This is a genomic window from Streptomyces sp. MNU76 (assembly GCF_020982545.1).
GTDB lineage: Bacteria > Actinomycetota > Actinomycetes > Streptomycetales > Streptomycetaceae > Streptomyces.
The window spans coordinates 380,127-399,015 of record NZ_JAJKLK010000022.1; the positions used below are offsets into that span (position 1 = coordinate 380,127).

Annotated in this window: 17 protein-coding genes and 2 pseudogenes; 5 read left to right on the top strand and 14 right to left on the bottom strand. The window is 69.8% G+C overall.

Translation table 11 applies throughout. The annotated features are described in order from the left end of the window. The first annotated feature begins 79 nt into the window (after window positions 1-79). Entirely contained in the window at window positions 80-1,420 is a 1,341-nt protein-coding gene (locus E4N62_RS48925; RefSeq protein WP_230221546.1) for a sensor histidine kinase, read from the top strand. Between the two features lie 89 nt (window positions 1,421-1,509). Here E4N62_RS48925 and E4N62_RS49825 read toward each other — a convergent pair whose 3' ends face one another. The 8 genes and pseudogenes from E4N62_RS49825 to E4N62_RS36900 all read right to left on the bottom strand — a co-directional run bounded on the left by E4N62_RS49825 (window position 1,510) and on the right by E4N62_RS36900 (window position 9,424). After that, on the bottom strand, window positions 1,510-1,680 hold the full coding sequence (locus E4N62_RS49825; protein ID WP_374117151.1) for a hypothetical protein: 171 nt from the start codon (window positions 1,678-1,680) through the stop codon (window positions 1,510-1,512). 277 nt (window positions 1,681-1,957) lie between these two features. Next, a pseudogene (locus tag E4N62_RS36870) lies at window positions 1,958-2,371 on the bottom strand (cytidine deaminase); the annotation flags it as partial. A gap of 30 nt (window positions 2,372-2,401) precedes the next feature. Further along, window positions 2,402-2,950, bottom strand: coding sequence for an AAA family ATPase (locus tag E4N62_RS36875; RefSeq protein ID WP_230221547.1), 549 nt, complete (start codon window positions 2,948-2,950; stop codon window positions 2,402-2,404). Window positions 2,951-3,379: 429 nt separating this feature from the next. Beyond that, window positions 3,380-4,045: a hypothetical protein gene (locus tag E4N62_RS36880; RefSeq protein WP_230221550.1), complete on the bottom strand. Its 666-nt coding sequence runs from the start codon at window positions 4,043-4,045 to the stop codon at window positions 3,380-3,382. A 48-nt stretch (window positions 4,046-4,093) separates the two neighbouring features. Continuing rightward, entirely contained in the window at window positions 4,094-5,581 is a 1,488-nt protein-coding gene (locus E4N62_RS36885; protein ID WP_230221552.1) for an aldehyde dehydrogenase family protein, read from the bottom strand. Beyond that, a complete protein-coding gene (locus E4N62_RS36890; RefSeq protein WP_230221554.1) occupies window positions 5,578-7,308 on the bottom strand; it encodes an amidohydrolase family protein in 1,731 nt (576 codons plus the stop codon). Before E4N62_RS36890 ends, E4N62_RS36885 begins: the two co-directional genes overlap by 4 nt. A gap of 108 nt (window positions 7,309-7,416) precedes the next feature. Then, the gene (locus tag E4N62_RS36895) at window positions 7,417-8,535 is read right to left on the bottom strand and encodes an LLM class flavin-dependent oxidoreductase (protein ID WP_268270204.1); all 1,119 of its coding nucleotides are present in this window, start codon (window positions 8,533-8,535) and stop codon (window positions 7,417-7,419) included. A gap of 136 nt (window positions 8,536-8,671) precedes the next feature. Next, window positions 8,672-9,424 carry an SDR family NAD(P)-dependent oxidoreductase gene (locus E4N62_RS36900; protein ID WP_230221556.1) on the bottom strand — a complete coding sequence of 251 codons (753 nt, stop codon included), beginning with the start codon at window positions 9,422-9,424 and terminating at the stop codon, window positions 8,672-8,674. Window positions 9,425-9,619: 195 nt separating this feature from the next. Between E4N62_RS36900 and E4N62_RS36905 the strand changes: the two genes are divergently transcribed. Then, a complete protein-coding gene (locus E4N62_RS36905; protein ID WP_230221559.1) occupies window positions 9,620-10,369 on the top strand; it encodes a hypothetical protein in 750 nt (249 codons plus the stop codon). Window positions 10,370-10,502: 133 nt separating this feature from the next. Next, on the top strand, window positions 10,503-11,291 hold the full coding sequence (locus E4N62_RS36910; RefSeq protein WP_230221561.1) for a hypothetical protein: 789 nt from the start codon (window positions 10,503-10,505) through the stop codon (window positions 11,289-11,291). A gap of 126 nt (window positions 11,292-11,417) precedes the next feature. Here E4N62_RS36910 and E4N62_RS36915 read toward each other — a convergent pair whose 3' ends face one another. Continuing rightward, entirely contained in the window at window positions 11,418-11,981 is a 564-nt protein-coding gene (locus tag E4N62_RS36915) for a LuxR C-terminal-related transcriptional regulator (protein ID WP_374117152.1), read from the bottom strand. A 563-nt stretch (window positions 11,982-12,544) separates the two neighbouring features. Further along, window positions 12,545-12,778: a GntR family transcriptional regulator gene (locus E4N62_RS36920; protein WP_230221564.1), complete on the bottom strand. Its 234-nt coding sequence runs from the start codon at window positions 12,776-12,778 to the stop codon at window positions 12,545-12,547. Window positions 12,779-12,986: 208 nt separating this feature from the next. Here E4N62_RS36920 and E4N62_RS36925 point away from each other — a divergent pair, with 208 nt between their 5' ends. Beyond that, window positions 12,987-13,256 carry a hypothetical protein gene (locus tag E4N62_RS36925; protein WP_308186115.1) on the top strand — a complete coding sequence of 90 codons (270 nt, stop codon included), beginning with the start codon at window positions 12,987-12,989 and terminating at the stop codon, window positions 13,254-13,256. 429 nt (window positions 13,257-13,685) lie between these two features. Here E4N62_RS36925 and E4N62_RS36930 read toward each other — a convergent pair. The 3 genes and pseudogenes from E4N62_RS36930 to E4N62_RS36940 all read right to left on the bottom strand — a co-directional run. Next, window positions 13,686-14,027: pseudogene (locus tag E4N62_RS36930) on the bottom strand (IS21 family transposase); the annotation flags it as partial. A 298-nt stretch (window positions 14,028-14,325) separates the two neighbouring features. Continuing rightward, the gene (locus E4N62_RS36935; RefSeq protein ID WP_230221727.1) at window positions 14,326-15,249 is read right to left on the bottom strand and encodes an LLM class F420-dependent oxidoreductase; all 924 of its coding nucleotides are present in this window, start codon (window positions 15,247-15,249) and stop codon (window positions 14,326-14,328) included. A gap of 359 nt (window positions 15,250-15,608) precedes the next feature. Beyond that, the gene (locus E4N62_RS36940) at window positions 15,609-16,457 is read right to left on the bottom strand and encodes a helix-turn-helix transcriptional regulator (protein ID WP_230221566.1); all 849 of its coding nucleotides are present in this window, start codon (window positions 16,455-16,457) and stop codon (window positions 15,609-15,611) included. A gap of 145 nt (window positions 16,458-16,602) precedes the next feature. Between E4N62_RS36940 and E4N62_RS36945 the strand changes: the two genes are divergently transcribed. After that, on the top strand, window positions 16,603-17,382 hold the full coding sequence (locus tag E4N62_RS36945; protein ID WP_230221568.1) for an NAD(P)H-dependent oxidoreductase: 780 nt from the start codon (window positions 16,603-16,605) through the stop codon (window positions 17,380-17,382). A gap of 191 nt (window positions 17,383-17,573) precedes the next feature. Here the strand turns inward: E4N62_RS36945 and E4N62_RS36950 are convergent, their stop codons facing one another. Continuing rightward, a complete protein-coding gene (locus E4N62_RS36950) occupies window positions 17,574-18,839 on the bottom strand; it encodes an amidohydrolase family protein (RefSeq protein ID WP_230221570.1) in 1,266 nt (421 codons plus the stop codon). Between the last annotated feature and the right edge of the window lie 50 nt (window positions 18,840-18,889).

The following is an 18,889-nucleotide window of genomic DNA, read 5'->3' on the forward strand; positions in this document are numbered from 1 at the left end:
GACCGGATACGGTGACCACGGCCCCCGTCCTCGGGTACGCTCGGCGCCGAACACGGGCTGCCGATCTCGCTGCTCTGCTGTGGCTGGTGACCCCGGCCTGTGCGGCCTGGACGCGGCTGCGGTCACCGGTCCGATGACCGCCCGGCTCGCCGCCCACCGCCGTCGTCGTCGTGGAGGAGCCGTGGCCGGTTGGGCGAAACTCGCCGAGGTCGTCACCGCCGAGGCCGTGACGACCTGGCAGTACCTGGCACGACAGGGCAGGTTGCTGTTGGCGTGGTGGTTGTTCCTGCCCGCCGCGGCGATCGTCACCGGCGTCATCAGCGTGCCTGGGCAGCCCGCCACGGCGATCGGTCTGCTGGCAGCCGCGGTCGCCCTGCTCTGCCGGTTCACCCGGCCGGTCACCTCGCTGCTGGCCGGGACCGGCGTCGCGATGGTGGCGTTGATCTGGCCGAGCACGATCCTGTCGGTCTTTCTCTGGCCGGTGAGCGTGATGCTCGCCTACGCGGTGGGCCGCCAGGTGCCGGACACCCGCCGCGCCGTGGCCGCGTTGGCGCTCGCCACCGGCGTGCAGTCAGCGGCCAGCCTGTTCGACCAGTTCGCGGGGCTGCAGTTCGACCTCGCGGATGCCGGCCTCGTCGTCGTCTTCACCGTGCCCCTGGTGATGCTGCCGGGCGCCATCGGCATGCGGCAGGGGGAGCGAGCCCGGGCCATGGAAGCCCTGCACGAACGCAACGCACTGCTGGAACGCGCCAACCTGCTCGGCGAGTCACAGGCCAGGATGCAGGAAAGGGCGCGCATCGCCGGCGAGATGCACGATCTGCTCGGGCACCGGCTCAGCCTGATCGTCCTGTACGCCGGGGCCCTGGAGATACGCACCCGCACCATGGCCCCCGAGGTCAACGAGCAGGCCGACCTGCTACGGACCACCTCCCGGACCGCACTCGAGGAGCTTCGCACGGTGCTGGGCATCCTGCGCCTCGACGGCGCCGAACGCCTCGACGGCACCGAACAGGTGGTCGGCACGCGCGAGGACGTCGGCAACCTGGTCGCCGAGGCCGGGCACGCCGGCCTGCCCCTCACCCTGTCCTGGCGCGGCGACGACCTCACCGACGCCGACATCGGCATCCGCCGAGCGGTGAACCGCATCGTGCGCGAGGCCCTTACCAACGTCCACAAGCACGCCCCGGGCGCGCCCACACGGCTGACCGTCACCGTGGACGCCGACAAACTCACCATCCATGTACACAACGCCGCACGCCCGCCCGCCGTCCCGCCGCCCAGCAGCGGCCTGGGACTGGCCAGCCTGCGCGAACGCGCCCACCTGGCCGGCGGCGACTTCACCGCCGGAACAGACCCGATCACCGGCGACCACGCCCTCACCGCCGAGCTTCCCCTGCGCCACAAAACCCCGGCACAATGAGCCAAACCCTGTCAATCCGCTCCAGCCGACCCGTAGATGCTTTGCTTCCCTCCCGTGCCCAGGCCGAAGACGGGCCTTTCCACGAGGCATCACGAAGGAAGTCCAAGACGGCCTTCCTCGCCCTCGCTGGAATCGCCGTCGTCATCTGTGGCGGCCTCGGCACCGTTGTCCGCCTCGGCCACGATCTCGATGTCATCGGCGACCTCGAGCACGAACCGGATCCCGGCACGAATCAATGCCTCGTCATCGGCCAGGAGCACCCGAATCACTCTGCCACCCCACTCACTCAGCCGCGACGCCCCCGACAGCCAACGCGCGAGCCGGCTCCGGCCAGGAAACGGCGAGTACCGCAGGCGTTGGCGCCCCCATTATCAACGGACGGCATGGCGGCAAGCATCGAACCGACGTCCCCGCCCACCGCCGCCCCGCTGATCGTGGCCCGGTTCACCAAGAGCCAGTGCCACCCCTGCCCGGTCCGCACTCGCTGCACCACCACCGCCGACAGCGCCCGGACCGTGGGCTTTCCCCCACGAGAACCTAGGACTCATCCGACTCGTTCCCGGCGTCGAGCTGGTGGTCGGCCCAGACGTAGCTCTCGGGCAGCAGGTCGGTGATGGGGACGGACCGGAGACGGTCGCCCTCGCCGACGATGACCCTGAGCGTGGGGAAGTAGTCGAGGAGGACCTGCCGACACCGGCCGCACGGGGGAACCACGCCCCGGTCACGGTCGCCGACGGCGACGATCACGTCCAGTTCGTAGGCGCCCTGGGCGGCCGCCGTGCCGATCAGGACCAGCTCGGCGCAGGGGCCCCCGGTGAAGTGATAGGCGTTCACGGCGGTGACGATCCGCCCGTCCCGGGCGCGTCCCGCGGCGGCCATGGTGTGGTTGTCGCCCCGGCACCGCGTGCGGGCGACGTCGGCCGCGGCCCGGACGAGTGCGTGGTCGACGGGACGGTCGGTGTCGCGGTCATCGTCACAGCCTCACTCACCCACCCGCTTCAGCACCAGCTCCGCCAGCTCACCCGGGCTCGACTCGCCGTCCAGGAACACCGTGCCGGAGGGGAGGACACCGGCCGCTGCCACGCACTCCGGGATGCGGTCCTTGCACCACCGGCGGACCCGCGCGTCCTGCTCGGGATCGTCCGGGGTGAAGCTGCGGCCGTCGATGCGGGCGCGCAGTACGTCCTCGGGGACCTGGAGGAAGAAGTGGTGGAGGGGGACACCGGCGGCCTCGATCGCACCGAACACCTCGGCCACGTAGTCGGGCTTCACCAGGGTCATCGGCACCAGCACCGGCCGCCGCCCGTCCTCCTGCCCGTACTCCTCCACCAGCCCGACCAGAAACCCGGCCACCTGCCGCCGCCACAGCCGCAGATCCTGGAAGTCCCCGGTCGGCACCTCCACGATCTCCCGCAGCACGTACCCGATCACCTCGGGATCGAAGACGAGAGCGTCGGGCCACCGCCCCCGCAACTCCTCCACGAGGGTGCTCTTACCGCTCCCGAAGGCCCCGTTCACCCAGACGATCACGTAGTTCTCCCCCTTGCACCCGCGTCTCCGGCCTAATGGGCAGGAATGGGGAGGGTAGTCGATCAACGTCGGCCTGTTCGGCCAGCAGCTCGATCACGGTGTGACTTTGGTGGAAGGATGGGAGAAGTGCGGCGGGAGGATGATCCTTGGCATGGCGGTCGATATGGCGAAGAGCTTGCCCGATGACTAGCCCGCTTTCGTGAAGGCGAAGAGGAACGCCTCCACGTACACGGCCCGGATACTGCGTCGACAGATGCTCGCCAAGGAGTTCGAGAGGTCCGCTCAAGTGCGGGCCGCGGCCGGAATCACGGCGCTCTCGGCAGAGCACACTGAGAGCGAGGAGGGCACGCTGGGCGCGAGTAGCGGGCCGGTGAAGCGCGGCCACGTTTACCAGTCCTGGTCTGCCTGTCTCGTCCGTGTCACGCCTCGTCACGCCTCCGGTCGACCGGTGGCTCGTGCGAACTCGGCCAGGGCTGTGAAATCCGCTTCCCGCAAGCCCAGTCGGGGGTCGACGTGGTGCAGCAGGGCGGCTGGGCCGTGGCGTCCGGTGACGAAGTCCCTGTCCACGGCGGTCAGTTCGTCGTCCACCCACGCGAAACTGCGGCCCGCCGCGTGCTCGACGAGACGCGGTGTCTTCCAGAACAGGCCGGTCGGCCAGGACGTCGCGCCGGGCGCCGGCCGATCCCGGGCCGCCCCCGGCCGCTCCACCACCGGCCACTCCACCACCGGCAGTTCCGGCAGCCCGAGCACCGGTCCGATGTACGTGTTCGCCTCGGCGCCCCACGTCGTCGCCCACACCAGGTCGTACAGGCGCCCCAGGTCCAGCAGCCGCCGCCCGTGCTCCTCGTTCAGCCAGACCCGCAACGGCTTGACGTACGCCGCCGGCTCGCCCGGATGCCGGTCGAGCCAGCCCTGCGGCTTCATCCGGTGGGTCGAGTACCCTGCGGGCCGCCGCTCCGGCTTCGCGGCGTACGGGTTCAGGGGCCCGTCCACGTCCAGGTAGAGCAGAGGACGCCCACCGACCCCACCGACCCCACCGGACGTACTCGACCCGCTCGACCAGCTCGACCCGCTCTCCCCACCCAACCCACGCATTCGAACATCATCGCGTCACCGGCAAGCCGAGGCGACAGAGATGACGACTCACCCCGGCCACACGATCGCCTGCGTCTCGCTGTACGCGTGCAGCGCGTACGAACCCACGTCGCGCCCCACCCCGCTCTGCTTGAACCCTCCGAACGGTGCCTCCATGTTGCGGCCGACCGTGTTCACGCCCACGCCGCCCGCCCGGAGGCGCCGCGCCACCCGGAACGCCCGGGCGACGTCGCCGGACCAGACGTAGTCGATGAGGCCGTAGTCGCTGTCGTTGGCGAGCGCGACGGCCTGGTCCTCGTCGTCGAAGGGGAGGACGACCACGACCGGGCCGAAGATCTCCTCGCGGACGACCCGCATGTCGGGGGCGCAGTCGGCCAGCAGCGTCGGCGCCACCCAGAAACCCCGTTCGTGCGGCGGACGTTCACCTCCCGTGACCACCCGCGCCCCCTCCTTGCGGCCCAGTTCGACATACGCCTCGACGCGGTCGCGGTGGGCCGCCGAGATCACCGGCCCGACCACCGTGCCCGGCTCGCGCGGGTCACCGACCGGCAACCGGGCCGCGTAAGCCGCCAGTTGGGTCACCAGCCGGTCGTAGACGCCGCGCTGCGCGATCACCCGGGTCGGCGCCGTGCAGATCTGCCCGCTGTAGAAGGTGAAGGTGGTGGCGATGCCGGCCACGGCCGCGCCCAGGTCCGCGTCGTCGAAGACGACCGCCGCGCCCTTCCCGCCCAGCTCCATCAGCTGGCGCTTCATCCCGCGCCCGCACACCTCCGCGATCCGCCGCCCGACCGCCGTCGAGCCGGTGAAGCTGACCATGTCGACGTCCGGTGAGTCCACGGCGGCCTCACCGACCTCCGGCCCCGACCCGCTCACCACGTTCACCACACCCGGCGGAACACCGGCGGCCTCCAGGGCCTCCGCCATGCGGTAGACGGAGAGCGGGTCCTGCGGGGCAGGCTTGACGACCACCGTGTTGCCCATGGCGAGGGCGGGGGCGATCTTCCCGGCCGGGTTGGCCCAGGGGTTGTTGTACGAGGTGATACAGGTGACCACGCCCACGGGCTGCCGTACGGCGAGGGCGCCCATCACGGCCGCCCTCCCGAACGGCCCGGCCTCGTTGATCTGGGGCGCGATCGGCTCCTCCACCGGCTCCACGCGCGCGTACCGCTGGAACCGGGCGGCGCCCACCCCCACCTGCATGGCCCGCGCCGTCCCCGTCGTCGCGCCGCTCTCGGCCTGCGCGAGTTCGGCGTACGGGACGAGATGGCGTCGTATGTGGTCCGCCGTACGGGCGAGGATCGCGGCCCGCTCGGCGGCGGGCGTCCTCGACCAGGCGCCGAAGGCCTCCCGGGCGGCGGCCGCCGCCGCGTGCGTCTGGGCCCGCGAGGCCTCCGGCGCCCACCCGACGACCTCCTCCGTCGCCGGGTCGACCACCTCGTAGTGCCCGCCGTCCGGCTCCACCCAGGAGCCGCCGATGAACAACCGGCGCCGCGCGGACTCCTCCGCGGCCCCCGCCGAAGACCCCGGCCCGCTCACCGCGTACTCACCGTCCGGGTGTCCCGCCCGCTGCGCAGCACCTTCCCGGGGACGGCGCCGGTCACCACGTCGTCGCGGATCGCCTCGACACCGTTGACCCAGACCGCCCGTACGCCGATGGCCCTGGAGTCGAGGCGCGGGCTGTCACCCGGCAGGTCGTGCACCAGGGTGGCCTTGCCGGCGTCGACGCGCTCCGGGTCGAAGAGGACGAGGTCCGCATGCCACCCCTCCCGCACCTGACCCCGTTCCCGGAGGCCGAAGAGGCGCGCCGGGTCGTCCGTGAGCATCTTCACCGCCTGCTCCAGCCCGACCAGCTTCCGGCCGCGCAGACAGTCGCCGATGAACCGGGTCGTGTACGGCGCGCCGCACATGCGGTCCAGGTGGGCGCCGGCGTCGGAGCCGCCGAGGAGGACGTCCTCGTGCCGCCAGGTCTCGGCGCGCAGGGTCCAGGAGTCGGGGTCGTTGTCGGTCGGCATGGGCCACAGGACCGTGCGGAGGTCGTCGGCGGCGCAGATCTCCACCAGGCACTCGAACGGTTCCTGCCCGCGCTCGGCGGCGATGTCGCGCACGACCCGCCCGGTGAGGCCCTCGTTCGCCTCGCTGTAGGTGTCGCCGATGACGTACCGGCCGAAGTTGGCGAGCCGCCGGAAGACCCCGGCCTCCTTGGAGTCCGCGCGCCGCAGCATCTCCGCCCGTACCTCCGGGTCACGCAGCCGCTCGATCCGCTCGGGCACCGGCCGGCCCAGGATCGGGCCCCAGCCGGGGATCAGGTTCAGCGCGCAGAACGTGCCCAGCGACATGTTCATCGGCGTGAGGATCGGCATGGTGAGGGCGACGACCCGGCCGCCCGCCTTGCGCGCCCGTTCGCTCGCCTCCAGCTGCCTGGGCACGCGTTCGGGGACGGCGGAGTCGATGGTCAGCACGTTCCAGTTGAGGGGGCGCCCGGCCACGGCGCTCATCTCGACGAAGAGGTCGATCTCGTCGTCGCTGAACTGGTCCAGGCATCCGGCGACGATCGCCTCGATCTGGGTGCCCTCGTGCTCGCCCACCGCCCGCGACAACGCGATGAGTTCGGCGGGTTTCGCGTGCCGCGACGCGACCGGCTGCCCGTCGCCGTCGCTGTGCGTCGAGGACTGCGTGGTCGACAGGCCCCAGGCGCCCGCGTCCATCGCCTCGTGGAACAGCCGCAGCATGGCGTCCAGTTGCTCGGGGCTCGGCTGCCCGCCGATGGCGTCCGGCCCCATCACGTACCGCCGCAGCGCGCAATGGCCCACCATGAAACCGGCGTTGACGGCGATCCGCCCTTCGAGCGCGTCCAGGTACTCCCCGAAGCCGTGCCAGGTCCAGGGGGCGCCCTCCTCCAACGCGACCAGCGACATCCCCTCGACCTTGGACATCATCCGCCGCGTGTAGTCGGCGTCCTCGGGCCGGGCGGGGTTGAGCGGCGCGAGCGTGAACCCGCAGTTCCCGCCCGCGACGGTGGTCACCCCGTGGTTGAGCGACGGCGTCGCGTACGGATCCCAGAACAGCTGCGCGTCGTAGTGGGTGTGGGGGTCGACGAACCCGGGCGCGAGCACGAGCCCGGCGGCGTCCTCCGAGGACCGTGCCTCCTCCGTCACCTCCCCGATGACGGCGATACGGCCGTCCCGCAGGCCGACATCAGCGGCGTACGCGGGCGCACCGGTCCCGTCGACGACGGTCACACCTTTGATGACATGGTCGAGCACGACTCACTCCTTCCGAGGTGCCTGGTAAGGATGGGTGCCACCTGTGCCTTCAAGGGGCGCGGGGAACTTCGCGGCCAGCCCCCACGACCCGCAGCCGCCACTCGGACCTCAGACGGCTCCTCGGAACCGCGAAGTCCGATGCACAGGATCCGTGTCGATCTTCGGAATCACGTGCTCCCCCACCAACCGGATCGTCTGCAGCGTCGCCTCCTTCGGCACCCCCACCGGCAACCCGAAGCTCAGCTGGTCCGCCCCGGCCTGCTCCCACCGCTTGCACTGCCGGAACACCTCGTCCGGGTCCCCGCAGATCAACAGCTCTTCCTCGATGAGCAGTTCGATGAGCTCCTCGTTGTACTCGGGCAGTGTCTCGGGCCACACGGGGAAGCCGTCCGGCCGGGGGAACGTGTCGTGGTACCGGAAGACCAGCGACGGCAGGTAGTGCAGCCCGCCGTCGACCGCGATGCGCACCGCCTCGTCGTGCGTGGGCGCGCAGATCGCGGTGGTCGTCACCATCACGTTGTCGTTGACGAAGTCCCCGACGGGCTCGGCGTCGACGATGGCGGTCTTGTACTTCTCCAGCACCCACTCCATGTCGGAGACCTTCTGCACACTGAAGCCGAGCACGCCGAGCCCCTTGCGCGCGGCCATGGAGTACGACGGCGGCGACCCGGCGGCGTACCACATCGCGGGGTGGGACTTCCCGTACGGCTTGGGCAGGATCTTGCGCGGCGGCAGCGACCAGTGCTTGCCCTGGAAGCCGACGTACTCGTCCTGGAGCCACATCTTGGGGAACTCGGCGATGGTCTCTTCCCAGATCTCCTTGGTGTAGTTCATGTCGGTCACCCCGGGGATGAACCCGAGGATCTCGTGGGAGCCGGCCCCGCGCCCGCTGCCGAACTCGAAGCGGCCCTCGGTGAGATGGTCGAGCATGGTGACCTTCTCGGCGACCTTCACGGGGTGGTTGACCTGGGCGAGCGGGTTGAAGATGCCGGAGCCGAGGTGGATGCGGTCCGTCGCGTGTGCGAGGTAGCCGAGGAAGACGTCGTTGGCCGAGAGGTGCGAGTACTCCTCCAGGAAGTGGTGCTCGGAGGCCCAGGCGTACTTGAAGCCGGACTTGTCCGCCTGGATGACGTACTCGGTCTCCTCCATCAGCGCCTTGTGCTCCGCGAGGGGGTCGGTCTCGGCCCGCTTGCCCACGTATCCCTGTACAAAGAGCCCGAATTCCAAGGAGGTTCACCGTCCCACGGTCAGATCCTCTGCTGCTTCTGACTGTCCGTCAGATATTGACACGGCCGACTGTTCCACCGGCCCCGTGGAGCGTCAATAGCTGATGTACCGTCAGATGCGTGCTTCGGGCGGGCGGTCAGAGACTCACTCCGGCCAGCCAGCCCCCGTCGATCACGAACGGCTGCCCGGTGATGTAGGAGGAGTCCGCGCAGGAGAGGAAGAGGGCGAGGCGGGCGATCTCCTCGGGGCGGCCGATCCGGCCGAGCGGGATGCGCTTGCGGTAGAGCTTGTCGACGGCCTCGGCGGACACCTCGTCGCCCGGGTCGGTCATCGCGGTGTCGACGGCACCGGGACAGACGGCGTTGACCCGGATGCCCTTGCGGGCCAGCTCCAGCGCGGCGACGCGGGTGAGTCCGACGATGGCGTGCTTGGTCGCCGCGTACGCGCCGACGTACGCCATCCCCGTTATCCCCGTGTACGAGGCGGTGTTGACGATCGTGCCGCCGCCGGCCGCCTCGATCTCCGGGGCCAGGGTCTTGACGCCGAGGAAGACGCCGACCTGGTTGACCCGCACCACCTGCATGAACTCGTCGAGCGGGGTGTCGACGAGGGAGTTGAAGCGCAGCACGCCGGCGTTGTTGACCAGACCGTCGACGCGTCCGTACGCCCCCTTGGCGGCTGCCACGGCGGCCGTCCAGTCGCCCTCGCGGCTCACGTCCAGATGGACGTAGAGGGCGCCGATCTCCTTGGCGAGGGCCTCCCCCTGGTCATCGAGGACGTCGGCGACGACCACCTCGGCCCCCTCCGACCGGAAGAGCCGCGCTTCCTGCTCGCCCTGGCCGCGCGCGGCACCTGTGACGAGGACGACACGTCCGTCGAGCTTGCCCATGGGGACTCCCATCGCGGTGTGTTGGTCGAGGTCAGGGTACCGCCAGATCTGACGATGCGTCAGAGAGGCGCCGACAGCTTGCATATGCGATCAGAAGCGACCGGAGAGTAGGGACATTTGACTCTGTCCACCGACTGTACGGAACCCCAATAATCCTCCATCGGAAGGTAAAGCACCCCCCAAGGAGAGACAGTCATGGCAGCCAAGAGGCGCTTCAAGAACAAGAAGGTCCGGTACATCGCGATCGGGTCCTCGGTTGTGACGGTCGCGGCTGTCGCCACCGTCCTGCTGCCGTCGGCCAACGCCGCCGACGAGGCGAAGACGCCGGATCAGATCATAGATATGTGCAAGCGGGCCCGGGTACTCAACGGAAAGACTCAGCGCATTGAGGACTTCGGCGACAATACGATCGCCGGACCCAATTTCGGGTCCAGCAACTGTGATTTCGTGGAGACCAACTTCGAGACATTCGACGGGCCCACGGAAAAGGTCACCGTCGACTTCCCGAACTGCGAGCCGAACGCCACCGAGCCGTCGAAGGTGACGACCGAGTTCTCGAAGACGTTGGCCCAGGGCCAGGGCCAGTACTCCGCCACCCAGCAGGGCGCTCTCGGCGGCCTGTTCGGCGTCCTGAACCTTTCCTGGTCGAAACACAAGGGCACCCTGGACATGACCGTCACATCGACCACCGCCAGCAAGTCGGAGCAGCGGGAAGTTCCCGTCGGCAAGGTCATGCACGTGACGTTCACGCCGAAGATGCAGCGCATGACCGGCGAATGGCGCGTGCGTATCGACGCCACTCCCGGCGGCTTCGCGACCAACCCCACGCCCGAGCAGAACTTCGTGGCGCCGGAAGTCATCGAGGGTCCGGTCGTCCTGCAGAGCGCCGCGGGCCAGCCTGGGCTCGCGGACGGCACAAGCAACGTCGTGCTGGAGGACTGCTGACCGGCGAACGTCGGCCTCCCCCACCGCGAAGACCCCCACGGGATCCTTCCTCTCCCCGCCGGATGGCACTCTCCTTCCCCGAGAACACCCTCCCACCAGCTCCTTCCCCCAATAACCCTCGCAGGAGACACACATGACGAGCACCCGGCGCAGCAGCCACCGCAGCAAGAAGAAGCGCATCACCCTCGTGCTGGCCCCGATCGCCGCCCTCGGCATGGCCGTCCCGCTGATGTACAGCGCGGGTGCGGCCACGCCCAACGAAGTGACCGCGGACTGCCGCACGGACTCGGACAAACTGGAGAGCTGCGAGTTCGTCGATGTCCAGGTCAAGAGGAACAGCCTCGGCCCCAACGAGCGGGTCACCAGCGTGAGCGACAACTGCGGAAGCACCACCGCGGCGATCACGTCCTTCAGCGGAACGACCTCCGTGACCCGCATCTTTCAGACCGAGGACGGCTTCACCGCCGACGCCAGCACGACGCTGGCGGGCTCGATCCTCGCGGTCGGCAACAAGTTCGCCACGCAGGAGTTCAACATCAAGCGTGACGACACGGCGACCTCGTTCTCCTTCAGCCGGAGCGACACGGTGCAGCCCGACCACATCGGCTTCTTCATGTGGTCCCACAAGCGCACCGACGTGAGCGGATTCATGAAGGCCACGTACAAGGAGGAGCAGGACGGCCAGAAGGTCTTCTTCTCCCCCAGCGAGGGCGGGGCCACCCATCATGTCTTCTACCCGCAACTCCTGCCCAGCGGAACACCAGACGGCCGGCTCTGGTTGCGCAATGTGAAGTGCGGCACGCCCCAGGCCGATGGAATCCTCAACAGTGGGAACAGTGCGCGCGCCGAACCCGGATTCGAGCAGGGTGGCGAGAATGTGACCGACGTCGAGGTTCCGCTCTCCGACGTCACCATTCAATAGCACCCGGAGAAAGTCGAGTAATCCCCCGTGCCCTGCGCGGGGGATTTTTCATGCGGTCCACGAAAGGCGCCGAAGTGTTCCCATGCGTTCCCTCGGGCGTTCCCTCGGACACTCAATCAGGTCTTCTCATACGCGAACCCCGGGTGCCGCTCCCAGCCACCTCAGCACCGCCTCCGTCCTCCCCCGGGCATCCAGCTTGGCGTAGATGTTGCTGAGGTTGTTGCGGACGGTCTTCTCGCTCAGGGTCAGCCGCAGCCCGATCTCCTGGGCACCGAGGCCGGTGGAGAGGAGCTCCATGATCTGGCGCTCGCGGGGCGAGAGCAGGGAACGCAGCCGCTCCGTCGCCCGCCCGTGCTCCGGCGGCAGCTGCCGTGCCGCGTCCCGGATGGCGGCGCAGGCGACGGGCGAGAAGTAGGTGTGGCCGACCGTGGCGGCCACGACGGCGGAGGAGAGCATGCAGGTGCAGTAGTCGCCGTCGACCAGGTAGCCGGCGCCGCCCCGGAACACCTCCACGACCGTCTGGGCGTCCCGGTGGGGACTGACGACGATCACCGGGGCGCTCATGGATCCCATGGCGTCCAGCAGCACCGGGAAGGACACCGACGGGTCCTCGCAGCGCAGGACCACGACATCGGCCTCGGTCTCACGGAGTTCACCGTAGGGCGGCGGGACGAGCAGGGCGCTGCTCACGTACCGGTCGTCGGGGCCCGGCCAGCCCTCGTGCGGCCATCGGCCCGGTTCGCAGGCCAGGGCGACCGACAGGCCGGGGGGTGAGGGTGCCGTCGAGCGAGGTGGGCGTTCCGTGACCCGGGAGGGTTGTGCGGGAACAGCCGAAACGGGGGTGCCTGCGTGCTGGGACGTTCTGACGTGCCGGGGGGATCGCACCTCGCGTGTCCTTCCGCCGAAGCCATGACTCCCCTACATACGTGCCTCCGACGTCAGTTGTTCGAAGTTTCAAGAACGAACCGGCAAGCTGTCTGACAGGTTCACCGCACGGGCCACGGCGGCGGCCGGAAACTGTCTGTCTTGAACTCCCGCAAGAAGCACGGGATTTCAGGTGCGCGCAGGCAAGGACGAGTGCGGGACGGGACTCATGAGGTGACCGGGCGGGGCGGTAGGGTCCCGGTGTGCGTTGATCCGCCGGGCGGTGGCCGAGTGCCACCGCAGAGGGCACGGGCCGGTGCTGGACGGGCGGGGCGAGGACCTGCGCCTGATGCGACCGCGGCGGTAGCGGCAGCCTCATCACACGCCGGTCAGGCCCCCTGATCAACGACGAACGACCCCTGCCCCAGCACGGTACGGAGCCTGCCTTCCGTTCGGAGGGATGCCACCGCCTTCTGCACTGTCGAGGCGGCGACGTCGAACTCCGTGGCCAGGTCCACCACAGCGGGGAAGCGGCTACCGGGCGCGTACGTACCGACGTCGATCCGGCGGCGCAGTTCATCCGCGAGCTGGGGCCACACTGGCTTGCCACGGTCAAGATCCATGTTTCGAACGTATGCGTCTTCGCGTAATCGAGCGACCGCGAATGCGCGAATACGCGTATGCTCAGCACAGTCAGAACCCCGGCGGCCTGGCACGGCCCCGGGGCATGGCCCCCAGCTGAAGAGGAGCTGACGACAATGAGCATTATCCACGCGTTCTTGCGTTGGATGCTGGGCATCTTCGTGCCCGGCACCGGCAGGCGACGGAGAGATGCCCGACGCGCCGTTCACCCAACGCCTGTGCCCGAGGCTCCCGTTCCATCCGCGTCGCGGCTCTCGACCCCGCGTTCTCCATACAGCCTGGACACGCACACCCCTCTCGACGGCGCCGCCTCCCCCCCTCGTCCGTCCCTACCTCGTCGCCGACGAGCGGGAGCAGGCGCGGCAGTCGCGGCGGCGGCTCGCGCTGGTCCTCGCCGCCGACTTCGGCATCGATCTCGACCGTCATGTCGTCGGCGCCGAGCAGGTGGTGGCGTGTTGAGGCGGCCGGTGACGGGCGAGGCGGCGCGGTGAAAGCCGGGCGGTACCCCGAGAACGGGGCCTCCCGGTTGACCATCCGCGTCTACCGCGTCGACTCCGACAGTGAGCGCGTCGACTCCGTGCGGCGGCTCACGGTCCTGAGGGCCCACGACCCCGAACGTGTTCGGGAGTCGCTCGACTGGCCACCTTGCAGCTGCGCCGGCTGCCGATCCGGGCAACTTCCGAAGCTGCCGTGAGCCCCCGACACGGTCGGCCGCCTGCCCTCTGCCGCGTCGGCGACATGGGGCAGGCGGCGCCGTCGGTTTCCACGATCAGACCTTGACGACCTCAACAAGCGGCCCGCAGAGCCCTCACGGGTGGGTAAGGCGGTCGTGGCCCAGCACAGCGCGAGCCGTCTCGACTTCTTTCCGGGACAGCGGGGCGTTGTCGGTCGCGAAGTCGGGGACGATCTCACGAAGTCTGTCCATGGTCCCGGCCGGATCTCGGCCGGCTTCTGCACCATCGGCGACATCGAGTACGGCCTCTTGACCCGCTCGGCGATCACCGGCGCCGGCATCCTCGGTCACTCGTTCAACAGGCCCCGGATCTACGGCTCGAAGGCGTCCGCCACCCGTCCACGCCGGGCCCGTTCGTACTTCGGCGGCCGCTCCGAGTTCAACGCGGCCCGCACCGTGTCGCGGGCCACCCCCAGCCGCCGTGAGATCTCCTTGATGGGCGCGTCCTCTGCTCGATGCAGCCGACGTATCTCCGCCCAGTCCTCCACCCTCAGCACCCTCTTGCATTGAGCAGCAATCCCGATCCGGGAGCCACGTGATCAGCGAGTTCGAGAGCCACCTGGCGAATCAACCGAGCACCCGGAGGCTGCGGTGGGCCTACGGCCCGGCCATAGGCTCACTGCACCGGTTGGCCGGGCCTCCGTGCGACCGAGTGCGGTCACCCGTTCCGTCGCGGGATCGCCGACTCGACGGTCCGGCCACGGCTTCAGTTTTGAACTGCCGTGGTCGGCTCCGGGAAGGTGACGCCGGTCAGCTCTTCGGAGGTGGTCCACAGGCGGCTCACGAAGTCATCACTCAGACCTCGCCGGGTCCCCTTGGGAGCAACGGCCCCACCTCGGCCCCGAACGCTCCCATCTGATCCGCGAGTTCACCCACGTCACGGCTCCGGAACCGCACCTGTATCTGGTCCACGCCCATCGCCGGGTACGCCCGCAGCGACTCGGCCAGTGCCTCCGGGCTCCCGGTGAGCGTACGGCGCCCCACGTCCCAGCTCGGTTGGCCGACGTACAGCGGTTCCGTGATCGCGCCGACCACGAACGGCCCGGTGGCCCCCGCCTCCTCGCGGAGTCGTCGCAGGCGGGCGATCTGGGCCGGGAGGCGGTCGCGCGGGTCGCCCTGCGGGAGCCAGCCGTCGCCGCGGACGGCGGCACGGCGGACGGCGGCGGGGGACGAGCCGCCCACCCAGAGGGGCACCCGGGCCTGAGCGGGCCGGGGCCGCTGGCCCAGATCCTCGAAGTCGTACAGCTTGCCGTGGTGGGAGGGGAACTCGTCCGGCCCGAGGGCGGCTCTCAGCGCGTCCACGCACTCGTCCAGCACCGCTCCCCGCCGGTCGAAGTCCACCCCCAGCGCCTCGAACTCCTCCCGTACGTGCCCCGCGCCCACGCCGAGGACCAGCCGGCCGCCGGAGAGGTGGTCGAGGGTGGCGTACTGCTTCGCCGTGACCAGCGGGTGGCGCAGCCCGACGACCGCGACATGACTGAGCAGCCGGACCCGTTCGGTGACGCCGGCCAGGTAGGCGAGCGTGGCGACCGGGTCGTACCAGACCGTGCTCATCGCGGGCGCGAGGCGACGCGGGATGGCCACGTGGTCGCAGACGGCGACGTACGCGAATCCGGCCTGGTCGGCGACCCGTGCGAGCTCGGCCAGGTCCTCCGGCCCGGCGTCCGCCTCCCAGGGCTCGGCGTAGAGGGTGCTTTGCGACTGGACGGGGAGTTGCATCCCGTAGGCCAGTCGGACTTCGTCCGGTGATCGCACGGCCGCTCCTCCGTCTGATGGATCGCGGATCGGAGCCCTCATCGTCTTATCTGACGGCTAGTCAGACAAGGGGTGGGGAGGCGTCGCCAGAGGGCCGGAGGGTGGTCGGACAAGGTCCGCACGGATCGAGTGGGGCGACTGCGACTCGGCATCTCCAGGAGGTCCAGGGCCTCTGGAGGTCGCCGTTCGGCGCCAGCGCCGTGACCAGGGCCGTGTGCATGGACCGCGTCTCGGCCTTCCGCCGGGAGTCGAGAACCCTCCCGACGGGGGCCTGATCCCGGTCAGCCCCGAGGCATTCCCGTGGGTGGGTGGGCTTTGTTGGGTTACTCGCGGATCTGAGCGTTCACTGTGGGATGCGTGTCACCGCTGTCCGTGCCCAGGCCCGCGAGCAGGCGCAGGCCGTCCTCGGCGGGAGTACCGGGGGCCGCGGAGAATACGAGCAGCTCCGTGCTTGATTCGTCCGGTAGTGCGAAGTTCTCCTGGTGCAGTTCCAGCAGTCCGACCAGCGGGTGCCGGTACGCCTTGCGTCCGTGTGTGCGGGCGCGTACGTCCGCGCGGGCCCAGAGGCGGCGAAAGCGCTCGCTGCCCAGCGACAGCTCGCCGATGAGCAGAGCCAGTCGGGGGTCCTCGGGGTATTTGCCTGCGGCCAGGCGCAGGTGCCCGACCACGTCGAGGGTGCATGCCTCCCAGTCCGCGTAGAGGCCGCGTTCGGCCTCCTCGAGGAAGATGTGCCGGGCGATGTTCAGGCCCGGCATCGGCCGGCCGAAGAGGAGCACGGCGAGGCGGTTCCCGGCGAGCACGTCCAGGCGGTGGTTCATGATCAGCGCGGGTGCGTCGGCGACCAGGTCGAGGACGCGTACCAGCTCCGGCCGGACCCGCCCGACCGGCGCCTTCGCGCGGCGGCGACGCTGCCGCGCGAGCCGGTCGAGGTGCCCGCGTTCGGTCTCGTCGAGGCCGAGGACGCGGGCGAGCGCGTCGAGGACCTGCTCGGACGGCTGGGTCGCGCGGCCCTGCTCCAGGCGTACGTAGTAGTCCACGCTGACTCCGGACAGGTGCGCGACCTCTTCGCGGCGCAGCCCTTCGACCCGGCGGCGGCTGTCGGTGGGGATGCCGACGGCTGCCGGGTCGACCCGGGAACGCCGGGTCCGCAGGAAGCTGGCGAGGTCGTCCATGCACCGAAGTATGGCCGCGCCGGCGCCCGTGAGGGTGGCCCTGCCGGTACCAGGAAGTCCCGTCCGACGGAAGAGGAGCCCCTGAACGCTGGGAGCCGCGGCGCCCAGGATCGAAGGCGTCCGATCCGAAGGAGCAGGAGTTCCCATGAAGACGCTGATCGTCTACGCACACCCGGAGCCGAAGTCGCTCAACAGCTCGCTGAAGGACCTCGCAGTGTCCACCCTGGAGACCGCCGGGCATGAGGTGCGGGTGAGCGATCTGTACGCGATGAACTGGAAGGCGGTCGTGGACGCCGCGGACTACGGCCCCGACGCCTCAAGCCCCCTGAAGGTCGCCCTGGACTCGGGCCGGGCCTTCGACGCCGGGACGCTCACCCCGGACGTGCGCGCCGAGCAGGAGAAGCTGCTGTGGGCCGACACGATCATCTTCCAGTTCCCGATGTGGTGGTACACCATGCCCGCGATCCTCAAGGGCTGGGTGGACCGGGTGTTCACCTACCACTTCGCGTACGGCGTCGGTGAGCACAGCGACACCCAGTACGGCGAGCGCTTCGGCGAAGGCACCCTCGCGGGCAGGAAGGCCCTGCTGTCGGTGACCGCCGGCGGCCCGGAGTCGCACTACGCCCCTCGCGGGATCAATGGCCCCATCGACGACCTGCTGTTCCCGATCCACCACGGCATCCTCTACTACCCGGGCATCGAGGTGCTGCCCCCGTTCGTGCTCTACGGCACCGACCGGATGACCGCCGAGGACTACCCGGACGTCGCCCATGCCTGGAAGCAGCGCCTGCTCACCCTGGAGTCGACCGAGCCGATCGAGTTCCGGCCCCAGAACTTCGGCGACTACGAGATCCCCTCGCTGCACCTGAAGAAGGGACTGGAGCCGGCAGGCCGCACCGGTTTTGGACTGCACGTGCGCGGCTGACCACGGGCCACCGGCGTTGAACAGGACGAGCTGGGGCGCGAACCCGAGGAGCAGCCCGAGGGCCGTGGCGGCCGACGCGGCCGGCTACCTGCTCGCAGCCCTGGCCACTCCCGCTCCGCAGACCGAGCGCGATTGGATCCCCGCGGCCGGTTCATCTCGCCCATCTCTGACTTCGGACAGCGGCTTACCACTCAGGGCCCCGCCCACAACCCGTCATCCGTCAGCCCCAGCAGCTCGATCGCGTTCCGGCGCACGATCCGGTCCACCACGTCCGGGGCCAGGTGGCCCATCTGCGCCTCGCCCACCTGGCGGGACTCGGGCCAGGTGGAGTCGGAGTGGGGGTAGTCGGTCTCGTAGAGGACGTTGCCGACGCCGATCGCGTCCAGGTTGCGCAGCCCGAACGCGTCGTCGAAGAAGCAGCCGTAGACGTGGTCGGCGAACAGTTCCGACGGTGGGCGGTGGACCTTGTCCGCGACGCCGCCCCAGCCCCGGTTCTCCTCCCAGACGACGTCCGCGCGCTCCAGGATGTACGGGATCCAGCCGATCTGCCCCTCGGCGTACATGACCTTGAGGTTGGGGAAGCGCTCGAACTTGCCGCTCATCAGCCAGTCGACCATCGAGAAGCAGCAGTTGGCGAAGGTGATCGTCGAGCCGACGGCCGGTGGCGCGTCCGCCGAGGTGGACGGCATCCGGCTGGACGAGCCTATGTGCATCGCCACGACCGTGCCGGTCTCGTCGCAGGCCGCGAGGAAGGGGTCCCAGTCGTCGGTGTGGACGGAGGGGAGGCCCAGGTGCGGGGGTATCTCGGAGAAGGCCACCGCCCGGACCCCGCGCGCCGCGTTCCTGCGGACCTCCGCCGCCGCCAGTTCCGCGTCCCAGAGCGGGATGAGGGTGAGCGGGATGAGCCGGCCCCGCGCCTCCGGGCCGCACCACTCCTCCACCATCCAGTCGTTGTACGCGCGGACGCCGAGCAGCCCGAGTTCGCGGTCCGCGGCCTCGGTGAAGGTCTGGCCGCAGAAGCGCGGGAAGGTCGGGAAGCAGAGGGCCGACTGGACGTGGTTGACGTCCATGTCGGCGAGGCGCTGTGAGACGTCGTACGAGCCGGGGCGCATCTGCTCGTAGGTGATGACCTCCAGTTTGATCTCGTCCCGGCTGTAGCCCACCGCCGTGTCCAGGCGGGTCAGCGGGCGGTGCAGGTCCTCGTAGACCCACCAGTCGCCGATGGGGCCGTCGTCGCCGGGGGCGCCCATCACGGGCTTGAACCGGCCGCCGAGGAACGTCATCTCCTTCAGCGGCGCGCGGACCACCCGGGGGCCCGTGTCCAGGTACTTCTTGGGGAGCCGGTCCTGCCAGACGTTCGGGGGCTCCACCGTGTGGTCGTCGACGGAGATGATCTTCGGGAAGGGGGCGGGAGTGGGGCTGTCGGCATCCATGGCGCTCGTCTCCAAGGTGTCCATGTCCGTCACGGTAGCGCCGATCTGACGGTCCGTCAGTAATACCGTCGGTC